The following is a 13,990-nucleotide window of genomic DNA, read 5'->3' as shown; positions in this document are numbered from 1 at the left end:
GTTGTCGATCGACTCCAGCACCGCGAACAGGCGCTGGTGGCGCTGCATGGCTCGGCCGATGGCATAGAGCACTTTGGCTCTGGCATAGCCCGAGCTGGCGCTCCATTTCGGCAGCGCTTTGGCGGCCGCCGCGACCGCGGCGTCGATGTCGGCGGCGCCTGCATCCGAGACCTTGGCCAGCAGCTTGCCGGAGGACGGTTCGGAGGTGTCGAAGGTCTTGCCGCTGGCCGCCGCTTTCCAGGTGCCGTCGATGAACAGGGCCTTGGAGAAATCGCGCGAGGCCAGCCAGGCGTCGGCCTCGTTGCGGGCTTCCGGCGCCGGACCGTATTCCATGGCGTGATAGCGTTCGAGGATGTTCATGGGGCGGCTCCTTTATGGGGAGAATTTTTTATGAGGTGGAGTTCCTTCGCGCCCCCCTCTGTCCTGCCGGACATCTCCCCCACAAGGGGGGAGATTAGCCTTCGCGGCCGTAGGCGCCCAATCTGCGACGTCGGCGATTGGCGAAATCATTGGTGACAGCCAATCTCCCCACCCGTGGGGGAGATGTCCGGCAGGACAGAGGGGGGCGCGAAGGAACTCGGCGTTCAAGGCCTTCACTCGCCCTACGCCATCGCGTGGCGGTGGTTGGCCGAATAGTGGCCGGTCAGATGATGTTCGAGCTGGCGTTCGATGTCGGTGAGCAGGCTCGACGCGCCGAAGCGGAATAGCTCCGGCTCCAGCCAGGGCCGGCCGAGCTCTTCCTTCATCAGCACCAGCCAGTCGAGCGCGACCTTAGCGGTGGAGATGCCGCCCGCCGGCTTGAAGCCGATCAGATAGCCGGTCTCCTCGAAATAGGCGCGGATGGCGCGGACCATGGCGAGGCCGACGGGAAGCGTGGCGTTGACGCTTTCCTTGCCGGTCGAGGTTTTTATGAAATCGGCGCCGGCCATCATCGCCACCATGGAGGCCAGCATGACATTGCGCAGTGTGGAAAGGTCGCCGGTGCCGAGGATGACCTTGAGATGCGCATCGCCGCAGGCCGCGCGCATGGCGACGATCTCGTTGAACAGCTCGCGCCATTTTGCGCCGTAGACCAGGCCACGCGGAATGACGACATCGATCTCGTCGGCGCCGTCCTTGACCGAGGCCTCGATCTCCTGCAGGCGGGTCGAGAGCGGCGTCAAGCCATGCGGGAAGGCGGTGGAGACAGCGGCGACATGGATGCCGGTGCCGCGCAGGGCATCGACCGCGGTGGCGACGAAGGGATGGTAGACGCAAACCGCCGCCGGACGGATAGTTTCGCCCGAGATGCTGAGACCCTCGACGATATCGCGACGCAACGGGTTGATCGCCTTGGCGCAGAGCCGGCGCACGCGCTCGTCGGTGTCGTTGGAGTTCAGCGTGGTGAGGTCCATGCAGGCGATGGCGCGCAACAGCCAGGCGGCCTGGTTGTCGGCCTTGATCGAGCGCCGCTTGGTGAGCGTGGCGACGCGGCGCTCCAGCGCCGAGCGGTTGACGCTGCGCACCGATTCCAGGAAGCCGAGATCGAGCTTCATGCCGGGATTGCGGGCAATGCCATGTTCCAGCGGCAGCGGCGTGTTGGCGGCGGCGCGCGCCGGCAGCGGCATCACCTTGGACGCGCCTGCGCCTGCACCAGCCTCGCGGATCGTGCTGCTCATCTCCTGCCCTTTCGTTTCAGCGCGCTTGCGCCTTATGCCTTCATGCGTGTCGTTGGGTGACGAGCATGAAGATAGCCCGTGAAGCGACGCTTCACGAGTCTTTCAAGGGGTCATAGCGGAAAAAGGCTGCCAAGGCAGTAGATTTTTGACCGCATGGTCAAAGCATCATGCCGAGTGGGCGCTCCCAGCGTTGGAGATTGGCCGGCCTCAGCCGACGAAGGCGCGCTCGACGACGAAGCTTGCCGGGTGGCTCAAGGAACCTTCCTGGAAGCCGAGGCTTTCGGCGAGCTCCTTGACATCCTTCAGCATATGCATCGAGCCGCAGATCATGATGCGGTCGGTCTCGGGGTTGAGCTTGTCGATGCCGAGGTCGGAATAGAATTTTCCGGAGCCGATCAGCGCGGTGATGCGGCCCATGCGCGGAGACTCTTCGCGGGTCGTCGAGTTGTAGAGCGTGACGCGACCCTCGGTCAGCTCGCCGATCAGCGGATCGCTATGGAGCGCGGCCACCAGTTCCTGGCCGTAGACAAGCTCGGCCCGGTCGCGGCAGGTGTGGGTGAGGAAGACGTGATCGAACTTCTCATAGGTCTCGGGATCGCGCAGCAGACTGGCGAAAGGCGCGATGCCGGTGCCGGTCGAGATCATGAACAGGCGCTTTGCGGGGGTCAGCGCATCGAGCACGAGCGTGCCGGTCGACTTCTGGCGCATGATGACGGTGTCGCCGACCTCAATCTTCTGCAGCTCGGAGGTCAGCGGACCGTCCGGCACCTTAATCGAGAAGAATTCGAGCTCGTCGTCCCAGGCGGGGCTGGCGACGGAATAGGCGCGGAAGATCGGCTTCTCGGCATTGGGCAGGCCGATCATGACGAACTCGCCGGAACGAAAGCGCAGCGACTGCGGCCGGGTGATGCGGAAGGAGAACAGCCGGTCGGTGTAATGCTTCACCGACACCACGGTTTCGGCATAAACATTGGCCGGGATCGGGAACTGCAGCGGCTTCGAGCCGGCAACGTTCAACGCGGATGTCGTGTTCATTCCAACCCAACTTTCCGGCCCAGACGGAACGCACTGGGCGCCAAACTTTCTCCTGCGCGTCCGAACGATCGGGTTCCGACGTGCTTCCCACACACTGCCAACAGTAAGCCCTTGTGTCGGAAAGTTATTAGTATACAAACGATCTTCAGGTCAAGATCGCGGCGTAAAACACCTTTCCAAACTGGGACATATCTGTAGTTTTAGCATTTCGGGCTTCGGCAATGGATGAGAATTTTTCGGCATCGGCGGGAAAAGTTGTCGCAGGCATCGATGTCGGCGGCACCTTCACCGACCTGCTCTTGATCGACGGCAAGGCGGGCGGGAAAGTCCATATCGCCAAGACGCCGACCACGGTGGAAAACCAGGCCTTCGGCGTCGTCGCGGCGCTCGGCGCCACCGGCTTCCCGATCGACGGCATCGACCTCATCGTGCACGGCACGACGACCACGACCAACGCCGTGCTGGAACGCAGGCTGGCGCGGACCGGCATGATCACCACGCGCGGCTTTCGCGACGTGATCGAGCTTGGCCGGCGCACAAGGCCGCAAGCCTATGGCATGACGGGCACTTTCGTCCCCGTCATTCCCCGCGACCTTCGGCTCGAAGTGTCGGAGCGGGTCGAGGCGTCGGGCACTGTCCGCATTCAACTCGACGAGGACGAGATGCGCGACGCGGTGAAGCGGCTGCTCGCCGCCGGCTGCGAGTCGCTCGTCATCCATTTCCTGCATTCCTACGCCAACCCGTCGCACGAGCGGCGCGCGGCCGAGATCGCGGCGGAGCTTTGGCCGAATAGCCACATCACCACCGGACACGCGTTGCTTTCGGAAGCGCGCGAGTTCGAGCGCGGCGTGACGGCGGCGGTCAACGCATCGGTCCAGCCGATCCTCGAGCGCTATGTCGAACGGCTGCGCAAGGAGTTGGCGGCAAAGGGCTACGCCCGCGACTTCCTGATCATGAACGGCAATGGCGGCATGATCTCGGCCCGCTTCGTCACGCTGGAATCGGCCAAGACGGTGATGTCCGGCCCGGCGTCGGGCGTGATCGCCGCCGCCTACACGGGAAAGCGCGCCGGCTTCGGCAACCTCGTGACCTATGATATGGGCGGCACCTCGACCGACGTGGCGCTGATCCGCAATGCCGAACCCGCCGTCTCGAACGAGATCGAGATCGAATATGCGATGCCGATCCATGTGCCGATGGTGGCGGTGCACACGGTCGGCGCCGGCGGCGGCTCCATCGCGCGCGTCGATGCGGCAGGGCTGATCCAGATCGGCCCCGAGAGCGCCGGCGCCAATCCCGGCCCGATCTGCTACGGGCGCGGCGGCACCGAGCCGACCATCACCGACGCCAATCTGGTGCTCGGCCGCCTTGCGCCGAAGAAGCTGCTCTCGGTCGACAATCCCGTCACCGTCGAGCGTGTCACCTCGATCTTCGAGGACAAGATCGGCAAGCGCACCGGCCTGTCCGGGGTCGAGGCCGCGGGCGCCGTGCTTCGGCTCGGCAACATGAAGATGGCGGGCGCCATCCGCATGGTGTCCGTCTCGCGCGGCCACGACCCGCGCGATTTCGCGCTGTTCGCCTTTGGCGGCGCCGGACCGCTGCATGCGACGGCGCTCGCCCGCGAGCTCGGCCTGCCGAGGGTGCTGGTGCCGGCGCGCCCGGGCATCACCAACGCGCTCGGTTGCGTCGTCGCGGACCTTCGCCATGACTTCGTCAACACAATCAACCAGCCTGTGGCGAGTCTCGACGAAGCCGCGCTTCGCGAGGTATTGGAACGGCACCGAAACGAAGGCGAGACGCTGATCGCCAAGGAAGCGGTGAAGCCGGACGCGATCCGCGTGACGCACTCGGCCGACATGCAGTTCGTCGGCCAGACCCACATCATCAACGTGCCGCTGCCTTCCTCGTCGGTTTCACGAGAAACACTGCAGCTTCTGTTCGAAAAGGCCTATTTCGCCCGCTTCAAGGTCGAGCTGCCGGAAATCCGCGCCAACCTCGTCAACCTCAACACCTCGGTCACCGGCGTGCGGCCGCAGATCGACCTGTCGCGGCTGATCGACCCGGCAGAGCGCGCGGCGACGCTCGAAGAGGCGCGGCGCGAGATCCGGCCGGTCTGGTATAGCGGCGCCTGGCACGACACGCCGGTCTATGCCCGCGAAAAGCTGCCGCTCGATGCAACAATCGAAGGCCCCGCGATCCTGGAGCAGATGGACGCCACCACGGTGCTCGAACCCGGAGACCATGCGCGCTCTGACCCCGACGGCAACATCATCATCGACATCGGCGAGACCTAAGATGGCGAAGCTCGACACGATCACGCTTTCGGTGCTGCAGGCGGCCCTGCAGCAGGTCTGCGACGAAATGGATTTGACGTTTTCCCGCGCCGCCTTCTCGCCGGTTATCGCCGAGGCCAACGACCGCTCGGACGGCATCTATTCTGCCGTCGACGGCTCGCTGATCGCGCAAGGCAGCCAGGGCCTGCCGGTCTTCGTCGGCGTCATGCAATACTCGACGAAGACGGTGATCGAGATGATCGCCGACGGCCGTTGTCTGGCTCCCGAACCCGGCGACATCTACATCGTCAACGACCCCTATCTCGGCGGCACGCATCTGATGGACGTGCGCTTCGTCATGCCGGTCTATCGCGGCGGCAAGATCTTTTGCTGGCTTTCCAACACCGGCCATTGGCCGGACATCGGCGGCTCGGTGCCGGGAGGCTTCTCGGCCTCAGCCACGGCTGTCGAGCAGGAAGGCCTGCGGCTGCCGCCGGTGAAACTGTTCAAGAAGGGCGTGCTCGATCCGGAGATCTACGCCATCATCTGCTCGAACATCCGGGTCGCCGACCAACGCATCGGCGATATCCGCGCGCAGGCCGCCGCGCTGCTGATCGGCCAGGACAGGCTCAATGAAATCCTGGATCGTTACGGCGACGAAACCGCCGTCGAGGCGATCGCGGAGCTGCGCCGCCGCGCCGCCGAGCAGATGCGCGCCTCGATCGCCGCCATACCCGACGGCGTCTACCGCTCGCAGGCCTTCGTCGATTCCGACGGGGTGGTGAACGAGCCGCTGACCATCAATCTCGCCGTCGAGAAGAAGGGCGACACGCTGACTTTCGATTTCGCCGGCTCGTCGAAGCCATGCGCCGGGCCGATGAACAGCGTGCTGGCGACGACCTTGTCGTCGGTCTATCTCGCCATGCGCCATATCTTTCCGGAAGTACCGATCAGCGCCGGCGCTTTCGAACCGCTGCACGTCAAGCGGCCGGAAGGCACGTTCCTCGACGCAAAATATCCCCGGCCCGTGTCGGGCTGCGCGGCGGAGGTTTCGCAACGCATCGCCGAGGCGGTGTTCGCGGCTATGGTGCAGGCGCTGCCGGAAAAGGTAACGGCCGCGCCCGCCGGCTCCAGCGGCAATTTCGCGCTCGGCGGCAACGATCCGGCGCGCGGCCGCGACTATGTGATGTACCAGATCTCCGGCGGCGGCTATGGCGGCAATGCCGGTCATGACGGTCTGAGCAATGGCTGCTCGACCATCGGAATCTCGAAGTCGCCGCCGGTCGAGATCATGGAGCAGGCTTTTCCGGTGCTCTACCGGCACTACGCGCTGCGCGAGGGCTCCGGCGGCGCCGGCAAACATCGCGGCGGTTTCGGGCTCGCCTATGAGGTGGAGATACTGCGTGGCGAGGCCCGCGCGTCCTTCGTCATGGATCACGGCCGTTTCGGGCCGCAGGGTGCGTTGGGCGGCCAGGACGGCGCGCCGAACAGCGTGACCGTGTTCCGCGGTGGCGAGGCCCATGTGCCGCCGCATCTTTCCAAGGAGCAGGACATCGCGCTCAAGGCCGGCGACCGCGTGCGGGTCGGCACCCCAGGCGGAGGCGGCTATGGCGATCCGCGCGAACGCGATCCGAAGCAGGTCGCCGAGGACGTCAGGCTTGGGTACTATACGGCCGAGCAGGCCAGGGAGATGTTTGGGGTGGACGTGTAGGGCGGATAGGCTGCGACCCAAGCCAAAGCCCCAGGTCGAGTTCCCGCCAACCCCCCTCTGCCCTGCCGGGCATCTCCCCCGCAAGGGGGGAGATCGGATGTCGCCGCCGCTTTCGCCAATCGCCAACGATGGAAGAGATGCGCCGGCGCTGGAACTGCCAATCTCCCCCCTTGCGGGGGAGATGGCCGGCAGGCCAGAGGGGGGTGCTGTCCCACCAGCGTCTAACGATATCACTCTGTCGAAAGCGGCTTCTACGCCAGCTTCGCCAGCAGCCGCAAAAACGTCGCGGCCTCCTTGACCGTCAGCGGCGCCAGCGTCTCCTCGGTGATGGCGCGCGCCAGCGGGATCAGCCGCTCGATCGCCTGGCGGCCCTCCGGCGTCAGGTTGACCAGCAGCCGCCTTTTGTCGACCTCGTGCTTGGAGACTTCTACCAGCCCGCGCGCCTTCAGCCGGTCGATGACGCCCTTCACGGTGGCGGCGTCCATGGCGATCAGCGTTCCCAACTGGTTCTGCGAGGTCTCGCCGATATCGTAGAGCTTGGCCAGAGCGGCGAATTGCGGCGGCGTCAGGTCGCCGATATGCGAGGCGAAGATCGAGACATGGCGCTGATGCGCCCTGCGCAGGATGAAGCCGACCTGATCCTGCAGGTGATAGTTGTTCTCGTCGCCGTCCTCGGCCTCGACCAGCCGCAGCAGATTGTCCTCGCCGCTCATCTGAGGCCATCCCATGCCTTGATATCTTGGGCCGTCAGAACCGCGACCTTGCGGATCGAAAACTCAGGCATCGGCAAATTCCTCCTGTGCATGCTTGTTGGGCGCGGCGAGCGTCACCGAGCCGCTGATGCGGGCCTCGCCCGCCAGAAACAGCGCCGAGGCGGCGATCAGGCCGCGCCGGCGAAAATCTTCGGCGACGGCAAGGCCGTTGTCCAGCGCCCGCGCCACCTCGCCGGGCGTGAGCGCGCCGACGCCCTGCGTCACCAGCCGCTCGCCGAGATCGCTGTCAGGCGCGAGGTCGCGCGCAGCGGCGCGGGCGATGGCAGGATGTCCAGGCAGGTCGACAGCGTTGGCAATCAGCGTCGCCGCGGCGTCGGCCTCCGCGCCGGTTCGCGCAAGCACGGTGACGGCGTCGGCAATGCCCAGCGAAAACGACCGGCCGCGCCAGCCGCTGGTGGCAACGCCGCGCACGCCATCTTCAGAACGGATGGCGACGCGATCGGCCATGCCATTGCCGGTGCCGGCGATCGCCACCGTCATCGACTGACCGACGCCAAGATGGAGAGCGCAGTCGCCGCCATTGTTGACGTAGGCGCGGTCGAGCCGGCGGCCTGCGAGCATGGCGCCAAGAATTTCGTCGGCTACCGAACCGGCAACGGCGGCCATCGGCGTGATGAAGCATTCCGCCAACGGCATGACGGCTGCTTCCATGCGGCGGGCCGTCGGGCCGGCGAAATCGCGCGGCGCCAGGAAGAAGGCCGGCAAGCGCAATTCGGGCAGTTCCTCGACCACCTCGATCAGGATCGTCTGAAAGCGGGCGACAGCCTGTTCGTAAGCGGCGCGGCACTCCTCCGGCCCGCCAAAGGCCTCGACAATCAGGTCGATCGGCCCGTGGTTGAGATGGAGCCGCCGGCCGTCGGCAAGCCAATGCGCCTGCGGGCCGTTCATCAGCCGGCACCGTTTGCCGCCGCGCGCCGCAGTTGCGCCAGCGGCGGCCAGGGATTGCCGGCGGGCGCGCCGGTGTTGCTGCGCGGGTTGAGGTATTCGCCGCCCTTGGCGAGGATATCCTCGACGCTGCGGATCTCGTTCTCATAACCGCCGAGCCTGACATAGTCGTCGCGGCGCATGGTGAACTCGATCGGCGCGACCAGCGCCGGCGTCGGCACATAGCCGAAGGCGCCTTCCGGCACGCGGGTGACGTCGACCATCAGCGTGATGCCGCCGCCCGGCCAGACATAGACCGGCGCGCCGCCCACCGTCACATAGGTCCTCAGGCCTTGCACCGAGCGGGTGAGGTTGACCGGGTTTTCGGTGACGCCGGCGCGCAGCGAGCCGCCGGCGCCGCCAACGAACAGCACCGTGCACAGCGCCGGCTCGCAATTGTCCTCGATCAGGCCGACGGACTTTTGCAGCCGATCCGGGAACGGCTTTTCGACCGGCTTCAACTGGTCGTCCAGCTCGTAATAGGCGAACTGCTCGCCGGTGGTCGACACCATCAGCAGCGACAGGCCGGGACGCGCGCCCTTCTTGGCGTTCCAGTCGCCGAGGATCGACAGCGGGTCGGAAATCGTCGTGCCGCCCCAGCCGAGGCCGGGCTCCGACACCTTGAAGTAGCGGCCGGGCGTCGAACGCCGGCCGACGATCTTTATCCCGGTATCCTCCCAGCCCAGCACCTTGCCGGCCTGGTGCTCGGAAACGACGCCGGTGATGTGGTCGTCGACCACCACCACCTCGTCGACGAGACCGCGCCACTGCGTGGCGAACATGCCGATGGTGGCCGAGCCGCAGCCGACGCGCATGCGGTGCTCGACCTTGCCGTCGATGACCGGCGGTTTGCCGGCTTCGACGATAACCGTCGCGCCGCCATCGATGGCGAGCTCGACCGGCTTCCTGTTGCAGAGATTGAGCAGCGCGTCGCAGGTGGCGCGCCCTTCCGCCTTGGAACCGCCGGTGAGATGATGGACGCCGCCGAGCGACAGCATCTGCGAGCCATATTCGCCGGTGGTGACATGGCCGATCGCTTCACCCTCGACACGCACTGTCGCCGTCTCGTCGCCGATATGGCGGTCGGTGTCGATCTTCACCTTGACGCCGCAATAGGAGAAGATGCCTTCGGTGACGACGGTGACGAGGTCGACGCCCTCGACCTCCTGGCTGACGATGAAGGGCGCCGGCTTATAGTCGGGATAAGTGGTGCCGGCGCCGATGGCCGTCACGAAGCGGCGGCCGGTGTTGACGAGCTCGCCATTCCAGGCCTCGCCCTCGGCGACGAAAGGCACGACCGCGCCGCCGGTCTCGGCCGCGTGGTCAAGAATGGTCAGCGGGTCCATGCGCACGATGCGGCCGCCGACATTGCCGTAGCGGTCGCAGGCGCCGGTGCGGCCGTCGGCGATGTAGCACATGACCGGACAGGCATCGCAGCGGATCTTTTCCGCCACCTGCTTCTCGCCGGGATCGTGGGTTTCGAAACGTTCGGCAAGCTCGCTCATCGGCGCGCCTCCTTCTCGCGGATCGCCGCCAGGATGCGGCTCGGCGTCGCCGGCACCTTGGTGACCAGGACGCCGGTGGCATGGCGGATGGCGTTGAGGATCGCAGGCGCTGTCGGGATCAGCACATGCTCGCCCAAGCCCTTGGCGCCGAAAGGTCCTTCCGGATCCGGAACCTCGACCAATATGTGCTCGACCGGCGGCACGTCGCCTATGGTCGGGATGAGATAGTCGTGCAAATTCTCGGTGCGGCCGGGGATATATTCCTCCATCAGCGCCATGCCGATGCCCTGCGCGATGCCGCCCTCGATCTGGCCCTCGACCAGAACCGGGTTGATCGCCTTGCCGACGTCATGCGCGGCGGTGATCTTGATCAGCTTGACGGTGCCCAGCTTGAGGTCGACCTCGAGCTCGGCGATCTGCGCCCCATAGCCGTAGACCGCGTAGGGCTTGCCCTGGCCCTTGGCGTCGAGCGGCAGCGTCGGCGGGTCGTAGGTCTCCTCGGCGACGAACACCAAGCCGCCGTCATCGGCCTTAAGCGCGGCCAGGTCGATGCGCCGCGCCGCGTCGCCTTCACGGATCGACAGGCTCGATCCTTCGAGCGCGATCGTCGCCTGCTCCGAGACATTGGCGAAACGCAGGATCTTCTCGCGCAACGCGCGGCCTGCCTTCTCCGCCGCTTTGCCTGTCACAAAAGTCTGACGCGAGGCGGATGTCTTGCCGGCGTCGGGCGTTATGGCGGTGTCGGCGCTCTTCAGCTTGAACCTGTCCAGCGGCAAGCCGAGTGCGTCGGCGCAGATCTGGGTAATGACCGTGTTGGAGCCCTGGCCGATATCGACCGCGCCCTGATGCAGGATGACCTCGCCGGAGGCCGAGATACCTACCTTGATGGTGGAAGGATTGGGGAGCGAAGTGTTGCCGCAGCCATACCAGCAGGAGGCGACGCCCACGCCGCGCTTGCTTGCGGCATGGGCCGCATTGAACGCCTCGGCGTCCGCCAGCGCGCGCGCCCAATGCGGCTGAAGCTGCTCCAGGCATTCGCCGATGCCGACGCCCGATTCCAGGCGCTGGCCGGTCACCGTCTCACAGCCGTCGCGCAGGCAGTTCTTCAGCCGGAAATCGAGCCGATCGATGCCGAGCTTGCCGGCGAGCTCGTCATAGAGCGTTTCCTGCATGATGGTGGACTGCGGCACGCCGAAGCCGCGGAAGGCGCCTGCGATCGGGCCATTGGTGTGGATGGCGTAGCCGGTCGCCCGGTAGTTCGGCGTGAGATAAGGACCGGAGGCATGCACCGGCACGCGGTTCGCGACCGTCGGCCCCCAGCTGGCATAGGCGCCGGTGTTGAAATCGCCCTCGAAGACCATGCCGGTGATGCGGCCTTCGGCATCGGCGCCGATGGTCGCCTTCATCTCGGCGGGATGGCGCTTGGTGGTCGACATCATCGATTCGTTGCGGGTGTAGGCAAGTGCCGCCGGCCGTCCGGTCTTCATCGCCACGAGGCCAATGAGCGGCTGCAGCGAGACATCGAGCTTCGAGCCGAAGCCGCCGCCGGTGGCGGTCGGCACGATGCGCACCTTGTCGACGGCAAGGCCCAGCACCTTTGCCGTCTCGTCACGGTCCATATAGGGCGCCTGGGTGCAGGCGACGACGGCCAGCGTGTCGCCATCCATATAAGCGTAGCCGGCTTCCGGCTCGATATAGGCGTGCTCGACGAACGAGGTCTCGATGGCGCCGGAGACTGTGGCGGCCGCGCCTGCAAGCGCTGCTTCCGGGTCGCCGCGCTCAACCAGGCCGGAGGTGAGCAGGTTCGCCGGACGGTGGCCGTGGATCAGCGCGGCGCCTTCGGCCTTCGCCTCGCCGGCCTGCAGCGTATGCGGCAGCTCGGTCCAGGTGATCGGAAAATCCGTCAGGTCGAGATCGAGGATCGCTTCGCGCTCGCCCGCCACCAGCGCCACCGCCTCGCCGCGAAGACGGACGAAGCCTTCCGCGAGGGCCGGCTGATCGGCAAACGGTCCGATAGCGCCAAAGCAGTTGTGGCCCGGAATGTCCTTGGCGGTGAAGACGCCGGCTATGCCAGCGTGAGCTTTCGTCCACGCATCGAGATCGCCGAAGCTGAAGCCGGCATGATAATGCGGCGAGCGGACGACAAGTACGGCCAGCGCGTCGGCCGGGAAGGAATCGCCACCGAATTTCTCGTCGCCCGTGACTTTCGGCACGCCGTCGAGGCGGATCGGCGAGGCGCCGACCGCGTGGCCTGCTTCCGGCAGGCGAAGGTCGACGCCGTTCGCATGCCGCGAGGCCTGCATCACCGCCGCGACGATTTTCCTGTAGCCGGTGCAGCGGCAGAGCACGCCGCCCAGCGCGTCCTGCGTCTCGGCCTCGCTCGGCGTGGGATTGCGTTCCAGGAGCGCGGTGGCCGCGACCAGCAGGCCGGGCGTGCAGATGCCGCATTGCGCGGCGCCATGTTCGAGGAAGGACGCCTGCAAGGCGGAAAGCCGGCCATTGGCGAGGCCTTCGACGGTCGTGATGGAAGCGCCAGACACCGAGGCCGCCGGCATCAGGCAGGCGCAGACCGGATTGCCATCGACCAGCACGGTGCAGGCGCCGCAATCACCGGCATCGCAGCCGACCTTGGTGCCGGTCAGCCGCAACTCGTCACGCAGAACCTGCGACAGGCGCCGCACCGGCGGCACCGACACGCTGACGGCAGCGCCATTGACCTCAAAGGCGATGTCGGCGCGCTGCATGCCAGATTGGGCCATGCCGGATTGGGCCATGCTCATGCCGCCACCTTGCCTTGCTCGAAGCCGACCGCAGCGCGCACGGCGCGGATAACGATCTCGCGCGCGGCCTGCTCCCGGTACTCGGCGCTGCCGCGCACATCGGCGATCGGCGACAGTTCATCCATGGGCGCGGACAGCACCGCATCGGCAAGCGCCTCATCGACCGGACGCCCGCGCAAGGCCGCCTCGACGCCGGCGAGACGGCGGGCGACCGCCGAGCAGGAGCCGACGGCGATCGCCGCTTCGGCGACGACGCCGTTCTCGACCGCGAGGCGCGCCGCGGCCATGGCGATCGAGATGACGAGATAGCGCCGGGCACCGAGCTTGACGAAAGCCGAGGCGCCGGCTGCGGAACGCTTCGGCACGCGAATGGCGGTGACCATCTCGCCCGGCTGCAGCGCCGTGCGGCGATTGCCAAGGATGAACGCGCCAAGCGGCAGATAGCGGATGGCTTTCGCCGTTCGCAATTCGACATCGGCATCGAGCGCCAGCAGCGCCGGCACGCCGTCGGCGGCCGGCGAGGCGTTGCAGAGATTGCCAGCAATTGATGCTACATTCTGGATCTGGACCGAGCCGACTTCGCGCGCGGCCGCCTTCAGCGCGTCGAACGCCACGGGGAGCGGCTGGCGCACGATGTCGGTCCAGGTGGTGCGGGCGCCGATCCGCCAATGTTCATCGGTCTCGGCAATGCCGCGCAGCGCGGCGAGGCCGTTGATGTCGAGGATGTTGTCGCGGAAAGGTTTCGCGCCCTGGGCCGGATAGAAATCCGTGCCGCCGGCCAGAATGCGCCAGCGGTCCTCGCCGAGCAGAGCGAGCGCTTCGTCGACCGTGGTGGGTTTCGCGTAACGGATCACGCTTTGCCTTCCCGAAAAGGGCCTTCCCAGAGCTTAGGCCTTCCCCTGGCCTCCCGAAGTGCCTGCCTCGGGTCTTCTTGCCGATCTCCGGACCGGTCAAATTCATTCGTATGCAAATGATATCAGGACGGCTGGAATTGTCAAAGCCGGAGTTGGGCCGGAGTTGGCGCCGCGAAGACCGGAACGCGATTGTTATGGCGCCGGAGGTTGACGCCGCCGGCCATCTGGTCAAGGTTCCCTCTCCGGTCGCGTCAGCGGCTTTTGACTGCAGCCCCGATGCTGAACCAGAGAGCCGAACGAGAGGAAGCCGCATGGCCGAAGAAGTGCTCATCGTCATCGACCTGCAGAACGATTTTTGCCCGGGCGGCGCGCTGGCGGTTGCCGGCGGCGACGAGATCGTGCCTTTGGTCAACGACCTGATCCGGCGCAGCGAGCATGTGATCCTGACGCAGGACTGGCACCCGGCCGGACATTCGA

10 protein-coding genes and 1 pseudogene are annotated in these 13,990 nt (G+C 66.3%); 3 read left to right on the top strand and 8 right to left on the bottom strand.

Going from position 1 to position 13,990, the window contains the following annotated elements:
- From EOD07_RS05355 to EOD07_RS05340, 3 genes are all read right to left on the bottom strand, one after another.
- Positions 1-360, bottom strand: a 360-nt coding sequence (locus EOD07_RS05355) for an aldehyde dehydrogenase family protein (RefSeq protein ID WP_127234253.1), incomplete at its 3' end; no start/stop codon positions are given.
- 242 nt (positions 361-602) lie between these two features.
- Positions 603-1,658 carry a deoxyribose-phosphate aldolase gene (gene deoC / locus EOD07_RS05345; RefSeq protein ID WP_127234252.1) on the bottom strand — a complete coding sequence of 352 codons (1,056 nt, stop codon included), beginning with the start codon at positions 1,656-1,658 and terminating at the stop codon, positions 603-605.
- Positions 1,659-1,865: 207 nt separating this feature from the next.
- A complete protein-coding gene (locus EOD07_RS05340) occupies positions 1,866-2,693 on the bottom strand; it encodes a ferredoxin--NADP reductase (RefSeq protein WP_127234251.1) in 828 nt (275 codons plus the stop codon).
- A gap of 221 nt (positions 2,694-2,914) precedes the next feature.
- Between EOD07_RS05340 and EOD07_RS05335 the strand changes: the two genes are divergently transcribed.
- Together EOD07_RS05335 and EOD07_RS05330 are read left to right on the top strand one after the other, a co-directional pair.
- Positions 2,915-4,987, top strand: coding sequence for a hydantoinase/oxoprolinase family protein (locus EOD07_RS05335; RefSeq protein WP_127234250.1), 2,073 nt, complete (start codon positions 2,915-2,917; stop codon positions 4,985-4,987).
- A 1-nt stretch (position 4,988) separates the two neighbouring features.
- Entirely contained in the window at positions 4,989-6,677 is a 1,689-nt protein-coding gene (locus tag EOD07_RS05330) for a hydantoinase B/oxoprolinase family protein (RefSeq protein WP_127234249.1), read from the top strand.
- Positions 6,678-6,928: 251 nt separating this feature from the next.
- Here the strand turns inward: EOD07_RS05330 and EOD07_RS05320 are convergent, their stop codons facing one another.
- From EOD07_RS05320 to EOD07_RS05300, 5 genes are all read right to left on the bottom strand, one after another.
- Complete coding sequence (locus EOD07_RS05320) at positions 6,929-7,390, bottom strand: MarR family transcriptional regulator (protein WP_127234248.1); 462 nt, start codon at positions 7,388-7,390, stop codon at positions 6,929-6,931.
- Positions 7,391-7,453: 63 nt separating this feature from the next.
- Positions 7,454-8,338, bottom strand: coding sequence for a hypothetical protein (locus EOD07_RS05315; RefSeq protein ID WP_073989990.1), 885 nt, complete (start codon positions 8,336-8,338; stop codon positions 7,454-7,456).
- Complete coding sequence (locus EOD07_RS05310) at positions 8,338-9,879, bottom strand: 6-hydroxynicotinate reductase (RefSeq protein WP_127234247.1); 1,542 nt, start codon at positions 9,877-9,879, stop codon at positions 8,338-8,340. The genes EOD07_RS05315 and EOD07_RS05310 overlap by 1 nt, the downstream gene beginning before the upstream one ends.
- The gene (locus tag EOD07_RS05305; RefSeq protein ID WP_127234246.1) at positions 9,876-12,659 is read right to left on the bottom strand and encodes a molybdopterin-dependent oxidoreductase; all 2,784 of its coding nucleotides are present in this window, start codon (positions 12,657-12,659) and stop codon (positions 9,876-9,878) included. The genes EOD07_RS05310 and EOD07_RS05305 overlap by 4 nt, the downstream gene beginning before the upstream one ends.
- Positions 12,656-13,513 carry a xanthine dehydrogenase family protein subunit M gene (locus EOD07_RS05300; protein ID WP_127234245.1) on the bottom strand — a complete coding sequence of 286 codons (858 nt, stop codon included), beginning with the start codon at positions 13,511-13,513 and terminating at the stop codon, positions 12,656-12,658. Before EOD07_RS05300 ends, EOD07_RS05305 begins: the two co-directional genes overlap by 4 nt.
- Before the next feature lie 311 nt (positions 13,514-13,824).
- Here EOD07_RS05300 and EOD07_RS05295 point away from each other — a divergent pair.
- Positions 13,825-13,990 (top strand): annotated as a pseudogene (locus EOD07_RS05295) (isochorismatase family protein); the annotation flags it as partial.

It is taken from the genome of Mesorhizobium sp. M2C.T.Ca.TU.002.02.1.1 (genome assembly GCF_003997225.1).
This window is presented reverse-complemented; position numbering and strand designations above follow the sequence as displayed.

Bases quoted from the DNA above. Each gene is read 5' to 3' on its own strand.
- deoC (WP_127234252.1), bottom strand. From the start codon at position 1,658: ATGAGCAGCACGATCCGCGAGGCTGGTGCAGGCGCAGGCGCGTCCAAG.
- EOD07_RS05340 (WP_127234251.1), bottom strand. From the start codon at position 2,693: ATGAACACGACATCCGCGTTGAACGTTGCCGGCTCGAAGCCGCTGCAG.
- EOD07_RS05335 (WP_127234250.1), top strand. From the start codon at position 2,915: ATGGATGAGAATTTTTCGGCATCGGCGGGAAAAGTTGTCGCAGGCATC.
- EOD07_RS05330 (WP_127234249.1), top strand. From the start codon at position 4,989: ATGGCGAAGCTCGACACGATCACGCTTTCGGTGCTGCAGGCGGCCCTG.
- EOD07_RS05320 (WP_127234248.1), bottom strand. From the start codon at position 7,390: ATGAGCGGCGAGGACAATCTGCTGCGGCTGGTCGAGGCCGAGGACGGC.
- EOD07_RS05315 (WP_073989990.1), bottom strand. From the start codon at position 8,338: ATGAACGGCCCGCAGGCGCATTGGCTTGCCGACGGCCGGCGGCTCCAT.
- EOD07_RS05310 (WP_127234247.1), bottom strand. From the start codon at position 9,879: ATGAGCGAGCTTGCCGAACGTTTCGAAACCCACGATCCCGGCGAGAAG.
- EOD07_RS05305 (WP_127234246.1), bottom strand. From the start codon at position 12,659: ATGAGCATGGCCCAATCCGGCATGGCCCAATCTGGCATGCAGCGCGCC.